This window comes from Desulfocurvus thunnarius (genome assembly GCF_055390965.1).
Map to the genome: position 1 here is coordinate 1990041 of NZ_AP042411.1, position 17064 is coordinate 2007104.

The window sequence follows — 17064 nt, forward strand, 5'->3', positions numbered from 1 at the left end:
CGGCGCTGCCGAACGGAAAAGGCCCCTGGGACGATGGTCCCGGGGGCCTTTGAAATTCGTGGTGCCACGGCACAGAGTCGAACTGCGGACACGGGGATTTTCAGTCCCCTGCTCTACCAACTGAGCTACCGTGGCAACCGGCGAGCAATGGGTATTAGCCAAACTCGCCAGCCGATGCAAGGATTTTTTCCCACATCGGCGCCGGGGCGGAGAGGGAAGCCCGGGGACGGTGCGCGTCTCCTCCGGGTTGATCAGCCTCCGGCGGTTCAAGGGGCATGCCCCTTGAGAATCCCGCATTGGGTGGGCGTGGCGGCGCGCCGCCACGCCCACCCCGAATGGAATCCTTAAGGGCGACAGCCCTTAAGCCGCCGGAGACTCATCCATCCCGGGAATAAGCACCGTTCCCGGGTTTCCTCCCCTCGCCACGTCAGCGCCAGGCCGCCAGGAACTGGGCCGGGGTGCCTCCGGCTCGCAGGTGGGTGATCAGGGCCGAGCCGAAGACCACGGCGTCGGGCCCTTCGCCCAGCGCGGCGAGCTGGTCGGGGGTTTTGATGCCGAAGCCCAGGGCCAGGGGGATGGCGAAGGTATTCTTGGCTTCGGCCAGCTTGGCGCCCACGGCCTGGGGCAGGGTGGCGCGCTCGCCGGTGACGCCCAGCACGGACACGAAGTAGGCGAAGCCGGTGGCGCCGTCGGCGTAGAGGGCCAGGCGCGCGGGGCTGGTGTTCAGGCCGACCAGGGGGATGAGATCCAGGCCCCGGGCGGCGAGGGTGGCGCGAATGTCCGCGGCCTCCTCGTGGGGCAGGTCGGGGATGATGACCCCGTTGACCCCGGCCCGGGCGGCGTCCTGGGCGAAGGCTTCCATGCCGTATTGCAGGAAGGGGTTCAGGTAGCCCATGAGCACGATGCCCGCGTGGAACTGCCCGGCGCGTTTTTCCAGTTCCTCAAGAATCCATTTGAGGGTCACGCCGCGTTCCAGGCTTTCCAGGGCCGCCTGCTCGACGGTGGGGCCGTCGGCCACGGGGTCCGAGAAGGGCACGCCGATTTCGATGATGTCGGCGCCCGCGCGGTCGAGGTCGGCCACGGCGGTCCAGAATTCTTCCAGGCCGGGGAACCCGGCGGGCAGGTAGGGGATGAGCGCCTTGCGCCCGGCGGCCTGGGCCTCGCGGATGCGTTGGGTGAGTTTGGAAGGCATATGCGTTTCTCCGTGCGCGGGGTGGCCGCGCGGTTTGGTGCGTTGGCGGGCCGGGGTTACATCCCGAAGGTTTCGGCCACGATGCCCAGGTCCTTGTCGCCGCGCCCCGAGAGGTTGACCACCACGTTGGAGCCGGGCTCGATGGTGTCGCGGTTTTCCAGCACGTAGGCCAGGGCGTGGGAGGACTCCAGGGCCGGGATGATGCCCTCCTTGCGGCACAGGGCGTGGAAGGCGCTCAGGGCCTGCGCGTCGTTGACGGTGACGTATTCGGCGCGGCCCGAGGCATCGAGCCAGGAGTGTTCGGGGCCGACACCGGGGTAGTCCAGGCCCGGGGCCACGGAGTGCGAGGGCAGGATCTGGCCGTCGGCGGTCTGGAGCAGGCGGGTGCGCGTGCCGTGGAGCACGCCGGGGGTGCCCTGGGTCACGGAGGCCGAGTGGTAGCAGCCCGGCTGGCCCGTGCCCGCCGCCTCCACGCCCACGAGGCGCACCTCGCGGTCTTCCACGAAGGGATGGAAGATGCCCATGGCGTTGGACCCGCCGCCCACGCAGGCGACCACGAGATCGGGCAGGGTGCCGAAGCGCTCCACGCACTGCTGGCGGCATTCGTGGCCGATGACGGACTGGAAGTCGCGCACCAGCTCGGGGAAGGGCGCGGGGCCGACCACGGAGCCGATGCAGTAGTGCGTGTCGGCCTGCTCGGCGATCCAGTGGCGCAGGGCGGCGTTGATGGCGTCCTTGAGGGTTTTTGTGCCGGACTGCACGGGCCGGACCTCGGCGCCGAGCAGGCGCATGCGCTGCACGTTGTGGGCCTGGCGCTCCACGTCGGTGGCGCCCATGTAGACGATGCACGACAGGCCGAGCATGGCCGCCGCCGTGGCCGAGGCCACGCCGTGCTGGCCCGCGCCGGTTTCGGCCAGCAGCACGCGCTTGCCCATGTGCCGGGTCAGCAGGGCCTGACCGATGGTGTTGTTGATCTTGTGGGCGCCGGTGTGGGCCAGGTCTTCGCGCTTGAGGTAGAGGTTGAAGCCCAGCTCCGCCGAGAGGTTGGGGCAGCGGTAGAGCGGCGTGGAGCGGCCCACGTATTCGGCCAGGATCTGCCCGAATTCCGTGAGGAAGGGCTTGGAGCGGGCGATGGTGCGGTAGGCGTCGTCCAGTTCCTTGAGCGGCGGCATGAGCAGTTCGGGCACGAACTGCCCGCCGAAGTCGCCGAAGTATCCTTTCTTCATGGTGTGTCGTCCTTGTCGGGCGGGTGGAGGCCCGGCCCGGGTTTGATGTTTGGCGGCGGCGCCCCGGGTCAGCTCCCGGGCTGGGCCGGGGGGCGGATGAGAGCCAGGGCCGCGCGGATGCGCGCATGGTCCTTGATGCCGGGGGCCGATTCCAGGCCGGAGTTCAGGTCGTAGCCCGCCGGGGTGCAGGCGGCCATGGCCGCGGGCAGGGTTTCGGGCGAGAGCCCTCCGGCCAGCAGCCAGGGTACGGGGCAGGTCAGCCCGCGCAGGCGCTCTGCGTCCTGGGTGCGGCCATGGCCGCCGCCGGAGGTTCCGGCGTCCAACAGGGCGTAGGCCATGGCCGGGCCCAGGCGGTGCAGGTCGTCCTCCAGGGCCGCGCGCGCGGGGTAGCGCTCGGGCCAGAACACGCGCAGCACCCGCCCGGGGCCCACGGCGCGGCAGAAGGCCGGGTCGTTGTCGCCGCAGAGCTGGGCCAGGTCCAGCCGGGCCTCGGCCATGATGCGCAGCACCTCGGCCTGGGGCTGGCGCACGAACACGCCCACGCGCAGGGCGCCCGGGGTGTGCAGGGCGGCGGCCAGGGTCGGGGTCACGCAGCGCGGGCTCGGGGCGTGGAAGATGAACCCGAGCATGTCCACTCCCGCTTCCAGGCAGGCGTCGGCGTCCGCCTGGCGGGTGATGCCGCAAACCTTGACCAGAGGGTTGGTCGGCCTGGGCGGCTGGGGAGCGGTCATGGTTTCGCCTCCTCGACGAGCCGGGCCAGGGCCGCGCCGGGGTCGGCGCCCTCCATGAGGAAGGTGCCCACGAGCACGGCGTCGTAGCCCAGGGCGGCCAGTTCGGCCACCTGGGCCCCGCGCGTGATGCCGCTGGCCGAGATCCAGGTTTCCCCGGGCATCTTCGCGGCGGCCAGCCTGCGCGACACGTCCAGGGAGATTTCCAGGGTGTCCAGGTCGCGGTTGTTGACCTGGATGAGGGTCGCCCCGGCGCCGCGCGCCCGGGCCAGGTCCTCGCCGTCGAAGACCTCGGTCACGGGTTCCAGGCCCAGCTCCCGGGCCAGGGCGATCATCTGTTCCAGTTCGCGGGGCTCGACCATGCGCGCGATGAGCAGCACGGCGCTGGCCGGGGTGGCCGCCGTATGGCGCACCTGGAGCGGATGGAGCACGAAGTCCTTGCGCAGCAGCGGCAGCCCCGCCGGAACGCAGGCGTCCAGGAAGGCCAGTTCGCCCCGGAAGTGGTCGCCCTCGGTGAGCACGCTCATGGCGGCGGCCCCGCCGCGCGCGTAGGCCCGGGCCACGTCCAGCGGCCCCAGGGCCAGGTTGATGTCGCCCCGACTGGGCGAGGCGCGTTTGTATTCGGCCACCACGGCTCCGGCCCCCGCCGCGCGCAGGGCCGCCGTGAAGGACGGGCGCGGGCCGGGCCGGGGCGCGGGCATCCGCCCCCCGGCATCCAGGGCCATGAGGTCCATGATTTCGCGGCGTTTGGCCTGGGCGAAGCGTTCAAGCATGGAGCAGCGCCCTCCCGGCCCCGGCGGCCACGGCGGCCCGGGCCTGTTCCACTGCTTCGGCCATGGTCCCCGGGGCGCCGGGCGCGGCGTCCAGCAGGAAGAGGCACACGGCCACGTTGAGCACGAGCATGTCGCGCATGGCCTGGGGGCCGCCGCCTTCCAGCAGTTCGCGCAGCACGGCCACGGCGGCCTCCTTGCCGGTCACGGTCACGTCTTCGGGGTTGTGGCGCGCAAGGCCCAGGGCCTGCGGGTCCAGTTCCTCTTCGCGCAACCAGCCGTCGTGGACCCAGACCACGGAGTTTACCCCGAAGGGCGTCAGTTCGTCGAATCCGCCCGCGCCGTGGACCACGCAGGCCCGCGACACGCCCGTCAGCGCCAGGGCCTTGGCCATGCGCGGGGCGAAGCCCGGGATGCCCACGCCCAGGAGCTGGTGGGTCGGCCGGGCCGGGTTGAGCAGCGGGCCCAGCAGGTTGAACAGCGTGCGGCAGCCGATTTCGCGGCGCACGGGCATGATATGCTTGAAGGCCGGGTGGTAGCCCGGGGCGAAGAGGAAGGCGAAATGCCGCGCGGCCAGCTCTCCGGCCACGGCCTCGGGCTCGGTGGTCAGGGGCAGGCCCAGGGCTTCCAGGGCGTCGGCGCTACCGCAGGTGCTGGTCACCGAGCGGTTGCCGTGCTTGACCACGTTGTGCCCCAGCCCGGCCAGGACCAGGGCCGTGGCCGTGGAGCAGTTGAAGCTGCACGTGCCGTCGCCGCCGGTGCCGCAGGTGTCGATGCGCGGGCCGGACAGGCCGGGCACGGCCCGGGCGTGGCGCAGGGCCGCGCGCACGGCGGCGGCCAGCTCGTCGGCGGTTTCGCCCTTGGTTTTCAGGCCCATGAGGAACGACCCGGCCTGGGCCGGGGTCATGGTGCCGTCCATGAGCCGGGCGAAGGCCTCGTCGGCCATCTCCGGGGGCAGGTTCTTGTGGTAGGCCAGAAGTTCCAGAACGTCGGCCATGTGCATGGTCATTGCGCGCCTCCTTGGCGGGCCGCTCCCAAACGGTGCTCCGCTGCGTCGACGGGAAAACCCGGGCCGCTGCGCGTATGCGACGCACTGCGCGCTCCGGGGTTTTTCGTCTTTTTGCATGTCACCATGTTGGAACGACCTGCGGATTTTGATTTTTCAACAAGCGGTCAGGGCAGCAGGGCCTGGGGGAAATTGGCGAGCAGGCGCTCGCCGTCCGGAGTCAGCACCGATTCGGGATGGAACTGCACGCCCGCCCAGGGGCGGTCGGTGTATTCCAGGGCCATGACCTCGCCCCGGTCCGTGCGCGCGGTGACGCGCAGCAGGGCCTGGGCCTCGGCCGGGGCGGCGGCGACATCCACCACCAGGGAATGGTAGCGCCCGACGGTCACGGGCCGGGGCAGGCCTGTGAACAGGCCCGTGGCGTCGTGGTCCACCTCCGAGGTCTTGCCGTGCATGATGCGCGAGTTGACCACCACGGGGGCGCCCGCGAACAGGCCCAGGGTCTGGTGGCCCAGGCAGACGCCCAGCACGGGCACCGCATGCGGCAGCCGGGCCAGGAACTCCAGGCACAGCCCCGCGTTCTCCGGGCGGCTGGGCCCGGGGGACAGGCAGACCATTTCCAGGGCCGGGTCCGTGGCCAGGTCCAGCACGGCGGGGTCGTCGTTCTTCTTCACCAGCGGGTCGCGGCCCTGGCGCTGGAAGGCCTGGACCAGATTGAAGGTGAAGGAGTCGTAGTTATCAATCAGCAAGAACATCGAGGCCTCCCTTGCCGGTCAGGATTTCACGGATGACGCGGGCCTTGTTGTTGCATTCCTGCCATTCGCGGGCGGGGTCCGAGTCGTAGACGATGCCCGCGCCCGCCTGCCAGGACAGCACCCCCCCGCGCACCCACATGCTGCGGATGGTGATGCCGGTGTCCAGGTCCACACGGCCCTTGTCGAGCCCCAGCCAGCCGATGGCCCCCGCGTAGGGCCCGCGCCCCTGGCGCTCGAGGTCGGCGATGATCTGCATGGCCCGGACCTTGGGCGCGCCGGACACCGTGCCCGCCGGAAACGTGCTGGCCAGCACGTCCAGGGCGTCCAGTCCGTCCTTGAGCTGCGCGCCGACGTAGGAGGTCAGGTGCATGACGTGGGAGAAGCGTTCGACCTGCATGAACCTGTCTACGCGCACCGAGCCGGGGGTGGCGATGCGCCCCAGGTCGTTGCGGCCCAGGTCCACGAGCATGACGTGCTCGGCGCGCTCCTTGGGGTCGGTCAGCAGTTCGGCGGCCATGGCTTCGTCTTCGGCGGGGCTTTCGCCGCGCGGGCGGGTGCCCGCGATGGGGCAGGTGGTCAGTTCGCCACCCCGGCAGCGCACGAGCATTTCCGGCGACGAGCCGAACAGCTCGACCTTGGGCAGGCGCATGTAGAACATGTACGGCGAGGGGTTCACCTGGCGCAGCCGCCGGTAGAGCACGAAGCTGTCGCCCTCGAAGGAGGCCGAGAAGCGCGTGGACAGCACGGTCTGGATGCATTCGCCCTGGCGGATCAGCTCGATGGCGTCGGCCACGCCCTTTTTGTACGAGCCCTCGCCCGGATCGGCGCGGACCTCGCCCACGCCGGGCGCCACCGGGGTGCGCGTCACGTTGCGCAGGTCGGCCTGGGGCCGCACGCCCTTGGTCAGGGTCAGGAAGCACAGCCGGTGGTAGAGGTGGTCGAAGAGCACCACGTTGCCGGGCAGCACGAGGCAGGCCTCGGCCTCCTCGGGGGGCAGCAGCGGCATGAGCTTGGGCTCGAACATGCCCGCCGTGCCGTAGCCGAAGTAGCCCGCAAGCGAGCGCGTGATGGGCGGCAGGTCCTCGAAGCCCTCGGCGGGCAGGATGCGCAGGTGGGCCATGACCTGGCGCACGCCGTCCAGGAAGGGCATGCCGCCGAAGGCTTTCATGCCTTGCAGGCGCTCGTCGCGCACGCCCACGTCCAGCCTGCCCCGGGTGCAGGACAGGCGCATGGCGTAGTTGTAGGCCACGATGCTGTAGCGCCCGAAGCGGCCGTCCACCTCGGCGCTTTCCAGCAGCAGGCCCTGCTTGTGCCCCACCAGCCCGAGGAACAGGCTGACCGGGGTCTGGATGTCCGCGGGCAGCCATTGCCCGTATTGCCTCAATTCCAAGGGTTCCATGTCGCCTCCTGTGTCCGTTGGCGCCCGGGCCGTGCCGCCCGCGCGAGGTGTAAAAAAACGCCGCATCCCCCGGGGGAGATGCGGCGCGTCATCGACTATCTATCGTTTCTGCGTGCGTCAGCCTCCCCCGCTGGTTCCCTGTCGCCACCACCAGTTGGCCCGCTCGCAGAGCAGCTCGATGTCGCCGCCCGCGGCGATGTTGAGGAGGGAGCGGTAGGCGCGCACGGCGTCCTGGGTGTAGGGGTTGGCGTCCATGAGCCCGGAGAACAGCGCGCTGTCTTCGGTGAGCATCTTGCGCGCGGCGTCGAGGCGGCGGGTGAAGCTCGGGGTGGCGAAGTCGGCCAGCTCGGGCCGGTGGGCCAGGGTGGCCAGGTAGGCCACGCTGGTGATGAAATTCAGGCCCTGGATGTTGGCCATGGCCTCGTCGTGCGCCTCGGCGGTGGTGGAAAAGGGCATGAAGCCCAGGCGGGCCATGAGGTCGGCCACGGCCCTGGCGGCGGCCGCGTCGCGCCCGGTCACGACGGCCACCCGGGTGGCGTCGGGGGCGGGCTCCGGGCCGAAGAGCGGGTGCGTGCCGACCACCGGGCCGGGGTGGGCCGCCAGCATTTCGGCCAGGGGCCGGACCTTCACCGAGCAGATGTCGGCCAGGATCTGCCCCGGACCCATGGCCGCCGCGCACAGCCCGGCCACCTCGGCCATGGCCGCGGCGGGCACGGCCAGGAGCACCAGGTCCGCCCCCCGGGCGTCCCGGGCCAGGGCCTCGGGGGACAGCGGCGCATCCAGCCCGCGCACGGCGAGCCCGGCGGCCCGGGCGCGCCCGGCCAGCAGGCGGCCCATGCGCCCTCCGGCGCCGACGAGCAGGATGTCACTTATGTTCATAACTTGCGTAACCATATGTAATCACAATCCAAGTTGTGAAACGACCTTGTTCCATTCGGCAAAGAAACCCGGGAAGGACTTGCCCACGCAGCCCGGGGTGTCCAGCTCGGGGCGCACGCCCGCCAGTTGCAGCAGGGACATGCTCATGGCGATGCGGTGGTCGCCGTGGGTGCTGATGGGCACGGCGCTCCCGGCGGCCAGGGGCGCGGGCTCGATGCGCAGCCCGTCGGGCAGCACGCTGACCCGGGCCCCGGCGCGCGAAAGCTCCGTGGCCGTGGCTTCCAGGCGGTCGCATTCCTTGATGCGCAGGTGCGCGGCGCCGTGGATTTCCGTGGGCGTGGCCGCGAAGCAGGCGGCGGCGGCCACGGTGGGCACGATGTCCGGGCAGGCGGCCATGTCCACGACGACGCCCGCGAGGGGTCCTGCCTCGGGCGGGCCCACGGTCACGGCGTCGTCGTGCCACATGACCCGCGCGCCCATCTGGCGCAGGATGCCCAGGATGGCGCGGTCGCCCTGGAGCGAATCCTCGCGCAGGCCCGCCACGCGCACCGGGCGCGGCCCCACGGCCCCGGCGGCCAGGAAGTACGAGGCGTTGCTCCAGTCGCCCTCGACCACGTAGCTCCCGGCGCGGTAGCCCCCGGGGCGGACCACGAAGCGCACCCGGCCCGGGTCCACCCGGCGCAGGGTCCGCCAGTCGGTCGCAACCCAGGACTCGCCGTCGTGGAGCTGGGCCCCGGCGCGCACGCCGAACAGCTCCTGCACGGCCAGGGTCAGGGCCACATAGGGCCAGGACACGACCTTGGTTCCGCCCACGGCGATGACCATATGCCGCGCGGCGGAGGGGGCGGCCAGCAGCAGGCCCGAAAGGTATTGGCTGGATTCGTCCAGGTCCACGGCGATTTCGCCGCCGGGCAGGCCCGAGGCGGCCAGGACGAAGGGCGGATAGTCCTCGCGGCCCTCCCACTGGAAGCGCGCGCCCTGGGCGGCCAGCGCCCGGGCCAGGGAGCCCATGGGCCGCTCGTGCATGCGCGGGGCGCCGTGGACGCGGAACAGCCCCTGCCCGGCGGCGGCCACGGCGGTCATCAGCCGGCAGGTGGTGCCCGATTCGTGGACGTTCAGGCTCACGGGCTCGGCCTGCCCGCCCCGGGGCCGCCCGGCCACGCCGGTCACGCGCAGCGCGTCGCCGTCGGCCTCGAAGCGCGCGCCGCAGGCCGTCAGGCAGCCCATGGTCCGCTCCAGGTCGTCGCTTTGCAGCACGCGGCGGACTTCGCTGACCCCGTCGGCCAGGGCGGCGGCGATGACCATGCGGTGCGAGAGCGATTTGCTCGGCGGGGCCAGGACGGGAACGGCGGGAGCGGTCATGTCGGCGGCCTTACAGGAGCTTCATGCCCTGGACGTTGCGCCCGTTGACGCACAGGTCCACCGAGCGGTGGTTGTCGATGCGCCGCGAGGCGTTCTTGATCTCGAAATTGACCAGCGAGCCGTCGCCGCCGTAGCCCAGGACCACGCCGGGCTTTTCCGTGTCCAGCGTGCGCACCGGGGTGGAGGAGAGCACGATGGTCAGCACGTCGTTTTCGGAGTCGTAACACAGTTGCATTGCGGTTCGTCCTTCGTCTGGCGACCCGGCGGCGCGGGTCGCGGAATTGTTTCGCGCGTTCTAGTCCAGCCCGGCGGACACGTCCAGGGACGGGCCCTGGGGATAGCTGCCCAGGATGCGCATGGTATGGCAGTTGGTGCCCAGTTCGTCCAGCGCGCGGGCGTATTGCTCGCTGCCCAGGTCGCATTCCAGGTCCACGAAAAACACGTATTTCCATTTTTCGCCGCGCATGGGCCGCGATTCGAGCTTCTTCATGTTGATGCCGTGGGCCGACAGGGTGGCCAGCACGCCCACCAGGGCGCCGGGCTTGTCGGGCACGGTGAAGAGCAGGGAGGTCTTGTCGCGCGCGCCGCCAGCGGCCGGGCGCGGCCCGACGACCACGAAGCGCGTCCAGTTGTCGGGCAGGTCCTCGATGCCCCGGGCCAGCACGTTCAGGCCGAACATGGCCGCCAGGGCCTTGTGGCCGATGGCCGCCGCGTCGGGGGTTTCGGCCACGCGCGCGGCGGCGGCGGCGGTGCTCTCCACGGGCACGAGGGTGGCCCCGGGCAGGTTGGTGCGCAGCCAGGCGTCGCACTGGGCCAGGGGCTGGGGGTGGGAGTACACGGTTTTGATGTCCGCCAGCCGCGCGGCCGGGGAGAGCAGGGTGTGGCTGATCTTGCAGAACAGCTCGGAGAGGATGTGCACCTCGAAGCGCAGGAACAGGTCCAGGCTCTGGCCCACCGTGCCGTGCAGGGAGTTCTCCAGGGGCAGGATGCCCAGCTCGGTTTCGCCCTGGGACACGGCGCGGAACACGCCCTCCAGCCCGGCCTTGGGCACGAAGTCGGCGCTGTGGCCCAGGAACTCCACCCCCGCGAAATAGGAGAACGTGCCCTCGGGGCCCAGGTAGGCCACCTGCTGCGGGCGTTGGAGCCTGCGGCTGGAGGAGAAGATTTCGCGGTAGATGGCCCGCAGGTGCTCCTCGGGCAGCGGGCCCGCGTTGGCCGCCGCCAGCCCGGCCAGAACTTCCTTTTCGCGGAAGGGTTTGAAGATCAGGTCGCGCTCGGCGGCCTTGATGCGCCCGACTTCCTGGGAGCAGGCCGCGCGGCGGTTGAGCAGCGCCAGCAGCTCCAGGTCCAGGGCGTCGATCTCGGTGCGCAGGGCGTCCATGCGCGTGGCGGCGTTTTTGTCGGCCATGGGCTTATCCTTCCTTGATGTCCTCGGCGATGCGCATGCCGAAATGGCGCCCGGCCTCGTCGGTGCGGACCAGGATGCGGTCGCCCTCGGTCAGGCTGACCACGGACACCGGCGAGCCGTCTTCGCGGACCACGCGGATGGTCTCGGCGTTCTGCAGAAACACCGCGCCCTCGCGCCCGGAGTCCGTACGCGCCGTGACGCGCAGCATGGGCCGCACCTCGACCTTGACCCGGCCCACGGTGGCCAGGCTGGTGGCGCCGTCGGCGCCGACGATGAGCACCTCGTCGCCCGAGGCCAGCTCTTCGAGGTAGCGCGTGCGGTCGCCGGGCATGGCGGCGTAGGCATGCACTGCGCCCGCGTTGATGCGGAAGGGCCGGGCCGCCACGTAGGGGTTGGACTCGGTTTCGGCATGCACCAGGAAGGTGAAGGCGCTGGAATTGCCCACAAGCATGCCCTGGCCGGTGCGCAGCATGCTCATGGTGTCCACGCAGACGCGGTGCCCGAGCCCGGCGGGGCGCACGGCGGTGACCGTGGCGGCCTCCAGGGCCAGGGTGCCCTGGTTCAGCTTGAGGTCGGCCACCACGGCCTTCATGGCTCCGGCCGCCTCGGGCAGCAGGACCACGAAGTCCACCCCGCGCTCCAGGATGCCCGCGGCCAGCCGGGCCTCGTCCAGGCTCGTGACCTCGCAGCCCAGGCCCGAGCCCTGAGCCAGCAGGTTCTCCACGGGGATGATCTCCCAGCCGTGGGCCAGGATGACGCGGGCTCCGGCGGCCAGGGCCTTGGCGGCGGTTTCCTCGTCGGCCTTGGAGCCCAGGGCCACGCGGGTGAAGTCGCCGGGAGTCAGCACCTCGATCTTGGCCAGGGCGCGCACGGCGTCGGCGGCCTCGGGGGTGGTGATCACGCCGTCCACTCCGGACTCAAGGGCCAGGGTGACCTGGGTCTTGTCGAAGGGAATGGCCTGGAAAAAAACGGTTTTCATGGGTTTCTCCGGGCTTGGCTAGAGGTCTTCGCCCATGAATTCCACGGCCTGATCCAAATCCCAGTCGGCATGGACGATGCCGTTCAGGGCCTTGAGCAGCCGCGAGACGTTCTTGTGCTGGAACACGTTGCGGCCCACGGACAGGCCCGCGCCACCGGCCTGCACCGAGTCGTGGACCATGGCCAGCAGGTCGGTGGTGGACTCCAGCTTGGGCCCCCCGGCGATGACCACCGGGATGCAGCACGATTCCACCACGCGCGCGAAGCTGTCGATGTCGCCGGTGTAGGGCACCTTGACCACGTCGGCGCCCAGCTCCTGGCCCACGCGGGCGCAGTGGCGCACCACGTCGAGGCCGAACTCGTCTTTGATGCGCGGGCCCCGGGCGTACATCATGGCCAGCACGGGCATGCCCCAGGAGTCGGCCTTGCTGGTCACCTCGCCCAGGGCGTGGAGCATGTCGCGCTCGGTTTCGTCGCCCAGGTTGATGTGCACCGACACGCCGTCGGCGCCCAGGCGCAGGGCGTCCTCCACGCTGCCGACCAGCGTCTTGGCGTTGGGGAAGGGCGACAGGGACGTGCTGCCCGAGAGATGGATGATGAGGCCCACGTCCTTGCCGGAGCCGCGGTGGGAGCAGCGCGGCATGCCCTTGTGCATGAGCACGGCGTTGGCGCCGCCCTCGGCGATCTGGTTCACGGTGTCGCGCAGGTCCACGATGCCGTAGATGGGCCCGACGGTGACGCCGTGGTCCAGGGGCACGACGATGATGCGCCCGGTGTTGCGGTCGAAAAGGCGCTCCAGGCGCACGACCTTGCCCATGTTCGTATTCATTGTCCTGTTCCTCCGGTTTGCGCTCCGGCGCCGGGGGCCCACGGCCCAGGGAACGAAAAGGGCCGCGGACATTTTGCCCGCGGCCCTGGAGGTCTGGTGCGTGTTCTCGATTCTACACGGCACCCCGTCCCTGACCGCAGGCCGGCATAAAGTACCAAAAATACATCCAGCCGAAGCTGGAGGCGGCGGTACAGGGGCTGGGCGGGAAGGGGGTCGTGGTCTGCATGCGAGGGAAGTAGCGCTCCGTGCGGCGCGGTGTCAAGAAAAAAATCCGGGAGAGGGGGAAACATGCCGTTTTTCCGGCCCGTTGGAGGTGGTGTCCGCCCGGTGTGCGGCGGGCGGGAGGCCGCGTGGGGCGCGGCTTGCGGGCGAAGCGAAACCGATGATGGATTTTTTCGGCAGGCTTCGGCGCTGCCCCGGCGCCGGCTTCAGCAGGTCAGGTGGAAGGCGCCGGCCACGGCCACGCCCTCGGCGGCCAGGTGGTTGAAAAGCTCCACGGCCTGGGCCGTGGGCAGGGCGTGGAGGGCGATGGCCTCGGCCTCCAGGGCCCGGATCAGGGCCTCGGAGAGCCGGGCCATGCCCGAGGAGCCCGTGCCGCAAACCAGGGCCCGGGGCCGGAGGGCCAGGATGTCGCGCATGTCGCGCACGTCGAAGACGTGCCCGCGCCTGCGCCACCATTTGGGCACCACCCGGCCCGCGACGATCTTCACGTCGTTGCGGTAGGTTTCGCCGTCGATGCGGATGAACCCGAAGTGGTATTCCTCGATGACGGTCATGGTCGCACGTCGTGCCGGGCGGCCCGGCGGCCCGGTCTGTTGCGGCGGACGGCGCGCGGCAGCGGCCGGGGGCCCGCGCCGTCCGCCCGGGATCAATAGGTCAGCACCAGGGTGTCCGGCTGCGTGGCGGCGTCCACCCCGGCCCCGGCCCTGGCCGCCACGCCGTCCATGAGGTCGGCCTCGGTCATGCCGCCCACGTGCTTCATGCACATGGGGCAGGCCAGCACCGTGCCGCCGTCGTGCATGAAGGCCGCGATCATCTCGCGGATGGACTGGCCCGAAGGGTAGACGGGCGACGGGATGCCCTTGTGCACCAAGCGTACGCCGTCGACGTTGAAGAACAGCGTGGCGGGCAGGCCCTTGGATTTCATGGCCGCGTGCGTGAACTGGATGGCCATGGCCGCGCGGTTCACGTCGGCGGTGGTCACGCTGGTCATGATCCGCGCGGGCGGCCCGGCCAGGGCGGGCAGGGCCAGCAGCAGGGTCAGCAGCAGGGCGGAGCAGACGGCGCCGACACGGCGCGGGAGCGGACGTTTCATGGGGAACCTCCAGGAGGCGTGAGGGTTTTGGCAACCCTAGCACAGCCCGGAGGCGCAGGGGAAGAAAAACCCGTACAAAAGAGGCGGGAATCTAGAACAGCAGCCGCAGGGCCCAGACCGCGCCCACGCCGGCGGCCATGGCCAGGGGCAGGCTGCGCGTGGCCAGGGCCGTGCCCAGGGCGGCCAGCCCGGCCAGGGCCTCGGCCGGGCCCTGGGTCAGCACCGCCGGGGCCACCAGGGAGACGACCACCGCCCCGGGAATGGCCGAGAGGAAGGCCTCGGCGCGCGGCCCCAGGCGCATGCGCCCGACCAGGAACAGCCCTGCGGCGCGCGTGGCGTAGGTGACCACGGCCATGGCCAGGATGGCCGTCAGGGCCTGGGCGCTAACGCTCATGGCTTCCCCGTGCGGTCCGCTGCGTCCGCCGGGCCAGCCCGGTCAGCCCTCCGGCCAGCCCGCCGAGCAGGATGTACCACTTGCCGGGCAGAAGGTGCTGCCCGGCCACGGCCGCCCCGGCGGCCGCCAGCCAGATGGCCGCGTCGCCCCGCCCGCGCCACAGCCCGGCCAGCAAGGCCAGGAAGGCCGCCGTGAAGGCGAAGTCCAGCCCGTAGCGCGCCGGGTCGGGCACCAGGGCTCCGGCGGCGTGCCCGGCCAGGGTGGCGCCCAGCCAGGCGGCGTAGAGCACAAGGCCCGTGCCCAGCAGGAACGAGGTCCTGCGGCCGCCCCGGGCGTGGTAGGCCGCCGCCAGGGCGAAGCCTTCGTCCACCAGGAAGAACATGCTGCCGTAGGCCCGCAGGGGCCCGGCCCCGGCCAGGTGCGGCCCCAGGGCCGCGCCCATGAGCACGTGGCGCAGGTTGACCACCAGGGCCATGAGCGCCAGGGCGGCCACGGGCAGGGGCTGGACCAGCACGTCCGGGCTCCACATCTCCAGCGCGACGAACTGCGAGGCCCCGGCGAAGACCAGGGCGCTCATGCATCCGGCCTCGGCCAGGGTCATGCCCGCCTGCCCGGTGAGCATGCCGTAGACCAGGCCGTAGATGGCCACGCCCAGGGCCACGGGCGCGGCGGCCCCGGCGCCCAGGCGCAGCCCGGCGAGGTCGAAGCCCGGGGCGGCGGGCGGCAGAGTCACGGCACCTCCTGCAGGGCGGCGGAGTCCGCGTCGGGCGGGCAGGCGCCGTCGGGCGTTGCGCAAAGGCGCACGGCGTTGCGCCCGTCGTGCTTGGCGCGGTACATGGCTTGGTCGGCGCAGGCGCACAGCTCGCGCGCGGTGCGGCCGTGCTCCGGGGCCAGGGCCACGCCGATGCTCGACGACACGTGCAGCACGAGCCCGTCCTGCTCGAAGGGCCGGGCCAGGGCGGTGCGGACCTTTTCGGCCACGGCCAGGGCCTGATCCCGCGAGTCCACACCGGGCAGCAGCAGCACGAATTCGTCGCCGCCGATGCGCGCCACGGTGTCCGCCGCGCGCACGCAGCGGCGGATGCGCCGGGCCGCGGCCATGAGCAGCCGGTCGCCCGCGTCGTGGCCGTGGGTGTCGTTCACGGTCTTGAAGCCGTCCAGGTCCAGGAACAGCAGGGCCAGGGGCGGCCCGTCGCCCTCAAGCGTCCGGGCCAGGGCCCGTTCCAGGCGCTCCATGAGCGTGGCCCGGTTGGGCAGGCCCGTCAGCGGGTCGTGCATGGCCTTGTGTTCGATGCGCTCCCGGCTGCGGTGCTGCTCGGTGATGTCGTAGACCGTGCCGATGACGGCGGGGAGGCCTTGATAGAGCACGTTGCCCGCCGTCAGTTCCACCCAGCGCAGGCGGTCGCCGTCGGTGACGATGCGGAACTGGTAGCGCGTGGGCAGGTTCTCGCCCTGCTGGCGGGCTTGGCTGCGCTTGCGGACCATTTCGCGGTCGTCGGGGTGGATGAGCGAAAAAAAATCGCGGCCCAGCAGGGCCTGCTCCGGGCGGCCACTGATCGCGGTCATTCCGGGATTGACCACCACCAGTTCGTCGTTGCGCAGGATGTAGATGCCCACGGAAGTGGTGTCGGCCAGAGTGCGGAAGCGGGCCTCGCTTTCGCCCAGGGCCCGGCTCAGGCTCAGGAGTTCGGCGTGCTGCGCCCCGAGCCTGCGGTTCATGCGTCGCGTCTGCCAGGCCCAGGCGCCGACCACCAGGGCCAGGGCCGCGAGACCCACGAGCACCAGCAGCAGGCGGCGGTAGTTCACCGGTCCGACCACCTCGATGGCCACGTGGTGGTTGACGATTGCGCGGACCTCCTCGGGGCTGATGGTGGCCGCGCCCTTGTCCAGGATGGTGCGCAGCAGGGGCAGCTCGCGGCGCACACCGATGCGCAGATTGTTGGCGTATTCCGGGAACTGCCCGGCAATCTTCAGGTTGAACCAGCCGCCCTTGCGGATGGTCCAGGCGGCCATGGTCAGCGAGCGCAGGGTCATGTCCGCCTTGCGCTCGGAAACCAGCCGCAGGGCTTCGGCCTCCGAGGCCGTATGGATCACGCGCACCCCGGGGTGCCGGGCGAGCAGGCGCTCCTCGACCATGGTGCCCGAGGGCAGGGCCACGGTCGCACCCGCCAGGGAGGACAGGTCGGAGATGAATTCGTGCTCCTCGCGGGTGATGAACACGTTTGGGTCGTTGAAGACCGGGCGCGTGAACAGGAGCCAGGCGTCGCGCCCGGCGGTCTGGTTCAGGAAGGGCAGGATGTCGCAGCGTCCGTCCCGGGATGCGGCGATGCTCTCGTCCCAGTCGCGGGTGGGCACCAGCTCCAGATTTACTCCGGCGCGTTTCGCCACCAGGGCCACGAGGTCCGCGCCGATGCCCCGGTAGTCGCCCTCGGGCGTGATGCGTTCGTAGGGCTCCCAGTCCGGGTCCACGCACATGCGCACCGGGCCGTGGGCCGCCAGAAAGGCCTGCTCCATCGGGGTCAGGGCCACGACCCCGGGCCGGGCCGCGGCCCGGGCGGCTCCGGCCAGGGCCACGGCCGCCAGGGCCGTCAGGAGGAACGGGAATATCCGCCGCAAGGCCGAAGGGGAATGCATTCGCGCGCGTCTCCGAAACATGCTGGGGAAGGGGCGCCCCGCGCGGGGCGTCCGCATTGTGTAGCTCCGGCGGCGCCCTTGCGCAAGCCCGATGCGCGCGCAGCGGTGCCGTCGCGTCCGGGGGGGGGCGCCCGGGCCTTGCCCCCGCCCCGGGATTTGCCTACATTCCTGCGGCATCGCAACCCGCCG

At 71.3% G+C, this 17064-nt stretch carries 18 protein-coding genes and 1 tRNA gene; all 19 read right to left on the reverse strand.

Features of this window, described 5'->3' with window-relative positions; all coding sequences use genetic code 11:
• Positions 1-59: 59 nt before the first annotated feature.
• The 19 genes from ACZ5KV_RS08640 to ACZ5KV_RS08730 all read right to left on the reverse strand — a co-directional run bounded on the left by ACZ5KV_RS08640 (position 60) and on the right by ACZ5KV_RS08730 (position 16875).
• Positions 60-135, reverse strand: a tRNA-Phe gene (locus tag ACZ5KV_RS08640).
• 292 nt (positions 136-427) lie between these two features.
• Positions 428-1192: a tryptophan synthase subunit alpha gene (gene trpA, locus ACZ5KV_RS08645; RefSeq protein ID WP_464238900.1), complete on the reverse strand. Its 765-nt coding sequence runs from the start codon at positions 1190-1192 to the stop codon at positions 428-430.
• 56 nt (positions 1193-1248) lie between these two features.
• Positions 1249-2418, reverse strand: a complete 1170-nt coding sequence (gene trpB, locus ACZ5KV_RS08650) for a tryptophan synthase subunit beta (protein WP_464238901.1) — start codon at positions 2416-2418, stop codon at positions 1249-1251.
• 68 nt (positions 2419-2486) lie between these two features.
• The gene (locus tag ACZ5KV_RS08655; protein ID WP_464238902.1) at positions 2487-3149 is read right to left on the reverse strand and encodes a phosphoribosylanthranilate isomerase; all 663 of its coding nucleotides are present in this window, start codon (positions 3147-3149) and stop codon (positions 2487-2489) included.
• A complete protein-coding gene (locus ACZ5KV_RS08660) occupies positions 3146-3919 on the reverse strand; it encodes an indole-3-glycerol-phosphate synthase (protein ID WP_464238903.1) in 774 nt (257 codons plus the stop codon). The genes ACZ5KV_RS08655 and ACZ5KV_RS08660 overlap by 4 nt, the downstream gene beginning before the upstream one ends.
• Positions 3912-4925 (reverse strand): anthranilate phosphoribosyltransferase, encoded by a 1014-nt coding sequence (gene trpD / locus ACZ5KV_RS08665; RefSeq protein WP_464238904.1) that lies wholly within the window; start codon positions 4923-4925, stop codon positions 3912-3914. The genes ACZ5KV_RS08660 and trpD overlap by 8 nt, the downstream gene beginning before the upstream one ends.
• 164 nt (positions 4926-5089) lie before the next feature.
• The gene (locus ACZ5KV_RS08670; protein WP_464238905.1) at positions 5090-5677 is read right to left on the reverse strand and encodes an anthranilate synthase component II; all 588 of its coding nucleotides are present in this window, start codon (positions 5675-5677) and stop codon (positions 5090-5092) included.
• Positions 5661-7076, reverse strand: a complete 1416-nt coding sequence (locus ACZ5KV_RS08675; RefSeq protein WP_464238906.1) for an anthranilate synthase component I family protein — start codon at positions 7074-7076, stop codon at positions 5661-5663. The genes ACZ5KV_RS08670 and ACZ5KV_RS08675 overlap by 17 nt, the downstream gene beginning before the upstream one ends.
• Before the next feature lie 117 nt (positions 7077-7193).
• The gene (locus ACZ5KV_RS08680) at positions 7194-7955 is read right to left on the reverse strand and encodes a prephenate dehydrogenase/arogenate dehydrogenase family protein (RefSeq protein ID WP_464238907.1); all 762 of its coding nucleotides are present in this window, start codon (positions 7953-7955) and stop codon (positions 7194-7196) included.
• A 21-nt stretch (positions 7956-7976) separates the two neighbouring features.
• Positions 7977-9317 carry a 3-phosphoshikimate 1-carboxyvinyltransferase gene (gene aroA, locus ACZ5KV_RS08685; RefSeq protein ID WP_464238908.1) on the reverse strand — a complete coding sequence of 447 codons (1341 nt, stop codon included), beginning with the start codon at positions 9315-9317 and terminating at the stop codon, positions 7977-7979.
• 10 nt (positions 9318-9327) lie between these two features.
• Positions 9328-9552 (reverse strand): DUF2283 domain-containing protein, encoded by a 225-nt coding sequence (locus ACZ5KV_RS08690; RefSeq protein WP_464238909.1) that lies wholly within the window; start codon positions 9550-9552, stop codon positions 9328-9330.
• Between the two features lie 60 nt (positions 9553-9612).
• Positions 9613-10725, reverse strand: coding sequence for a prephenate dehydratase (gene pheA, locus ACZ5KV_RS08695; protein ID WP_464238910.1), 1113 nt, complete (start codon positions 10723-10725; stop codon positions 9613-9615).
• A 4-nt stretch (positions 10726-10729) separates the two neighbouring features.
• Positions 10730-11704 (reverse strand): 3-dehydroquinate synthase II family protein, encoded by a 975-nt coding sequence (locus tag ACZ5KV_RS08700; protein ID WP_464238911.1) that lies wholly within the window; start codon positions 11702-11704, stop codon positions 10730-10732.
• Positions 11705-11722: 18 nt separating this feature from the next.
• Positions 11723-12532: a 2-amino-3,7-dideoxy-D-threo-hept-6-ulosonate synthase gene (locus tag ACZ5KV_RS08705; RefSeq protein WP_464238912.1), complete on the reverse strand. Its 810-nt coding sequence runs from the start codon at positions 12530-12532 to the stop codon at positions 11723-11725.
• Between the two features lie 428 nt (positions 12533-12960).
• Positions 12961-13308, reverse strand: a complete 348-nt coding sequence (locus ACZ5KV_RS08710; protein WP_464238913.1) for an MTH938/NDUFAF3 family protein — start codon at positions 13306-13308, stop codon at positions 12961-12963.
• 92 nt (positions 13309-13400) lie between these two features.
• On the reverse strand, positions 13401-13847 hold the full coding sequence (locus tag ACZ5KV_RS08715; protein WP_464238914.1) for a DsrE family protein: 447 nt from the start codon (positions 13845-13847) through the stop codon (positions 13401-13403).
• A 91-nt stretch (positions 13848-13938) separates the two neighbouring features.
• Positions 13939-14241: an AzlD family protein gene (locus tag ACZ5KV_RS08720; protein ID WP_464238915.1), complete on the reverse strand. Its 303-nt coding sequence runs from the start codon at positions 14239-14241 to the stop codon at positions 13939-13941.
• The gene (locus ACZ5KV_RS08725; protein WP_464238916.1) at positions 14231-14974 is read right to left on the reverse strand and encodes an AzlC family ABC transporter permease; all 744 of its coding nucleotides are present in this window, start codon (positions 14972-14974) and stop codon (positions 14231-14233) included. The genes ACZ5KV_RS08720 and ACZ5KV_RS08725 overlap by 11 nt, the downstream gene beginning before the upstream one ends.
• The gene (locus ACZ5KV_RS08730) at positions 14971-16875 is read right to left on the reverse strand and encodes a diguanylate cyclase domain-containing protein (protein WP_464238917.1); all 1905 of its coding nucleotides are present in this window, start codon (positions 16873-16875) and stop codon (positions 14971-14973) included. Before ACZ5KV_RS08730 ends, ACZ5KV_RS08725 begins: the two co-directional genes overlap by 4 nt.
• Between the last annotated feature and the right edge of the window lie 189 nt (positions 16876-17064).

Bases quoted from the DNA above. Each gene is read 5' to 3' on its own strand.
- trpA (WP_464238900.1), bottom strand. From the start codon at position 1,192: ATGCCTTCCAAACTCACCCAACGCATCCGCGAGGCCCAGGCCGCCGGG.
- trpB (WP_464238901.1), bottom strand. From the start codon at position 2,418: ATGAAGAAAGGATACTTCGGCGACTTCGGCGGGCAGTTCGTGCCCGAA.
- ACZ5KV_RS08655 (WP_464238902.1), bottom strand. From the start codon at position 3,149: ATGACCGCTCCCCAGCCGCCCAGGCCGACCAACCCTCTGGTCAAGGTT.
- ACZ5KV_RS08660 (WP_464238903.1), bottom strand. From the start codon at position 3,919: ATGCTTGAACGCTTCGCCCAGGCCAAACGCCGCGAAATCATGGACCTC.
- trpD (WP_464238904.1), bottom strand. From the start codon at position 4,925: ATGACCATGCACATGGCCGACGTTCTGGAACTTCTGGCCTACCACAAG.
- ACZ5KV_RS08670 (WP_464238905.1), bottom strand. From the start codon at position 5,677: ATGTTCTTGCTGATTGATAACTACGACTCCTTCACCTTCAATCTGGTC.
- ACZ5KV_RS08675 (WP_464238906.1), bottom strand. From the start codon at position 7,076: ATGGAACCCTTGGAATTGAGGCAATACGGGCAATGGCTGCCCGCGGAC.
- ACZ5KV_RS08680 (WP_464238907.1), bottom strand. From the start codon at position 7,955: ATGAACATAAGTGACATCCTGCTCGTCGGCGCCGGAGGGCGCATGGGC.
- aroA (WP_464238908.1), bottom strand. From the start codon at position 9,317: ATGACCGCTCCCGCCGTTCCCGTCCTGGCCCCGCCGAGCAAATCGCTC.
- ACZ5KV_RS08690 (WP_464238909.1), bottom strand. From the start codon at position 9,552: ATGCAACTGTGTTACGACTCCGAAAACGACGTGCTGACCATCGTGCTC.
- pheA (WP_464238910.1), bottom strand. From the start codon at position 10,725: ATGGCCGACAAAAACGCCGCCACGCGCATGGACGCCCTGCGCACCGAG.
- ACZ5KV_RS08700 (WP_464238911.1), bottom strand. From the start codon at position 11,704: ATGAAAACCGTTTTTTTCCAGGCCATTCCCTTCGACAAGACCCAGGTC.
- ACZ5KV_RS08705 (WP_464238912.1), bottom strand. From the start codon at position 12,532: ATGAATACGAACATGGGCAAGGTCGTGCGCCTGGAGCGCCTTTTCGAC.
- ACZ5KV_RS08710 (WP_464238913.1), bottom strand. From the start codon at position 13,308: ATGACCGTCATCGAGGAATACCACTTCGGGTTCATCCGCATCGACGGC.
- ACZ5KV_RS08715 (WP_464238914.1), bottom strand. From the start codon at position 13,847: ATGAAACGTCCGCTCCCGCGCCGTGTCGGCGCCGTCTGCTCCGCCCTG.
- ACZ5KV_RS08720 (WP_464238915.1), bottom strand. From the start codon at position 14,241: ATGAGCGTTAGCGCCCAGGCCCTGACGGCCATCCTGGCCATGGCCGTG.
- ACZ5KV_RS08730 (WP_464238917.1), bottom strand. From the start codon at position 16,875: ATGCATTCCCCTTCGGCCTTGCGGCGGATATTCCCGTTCCTCCTGACG.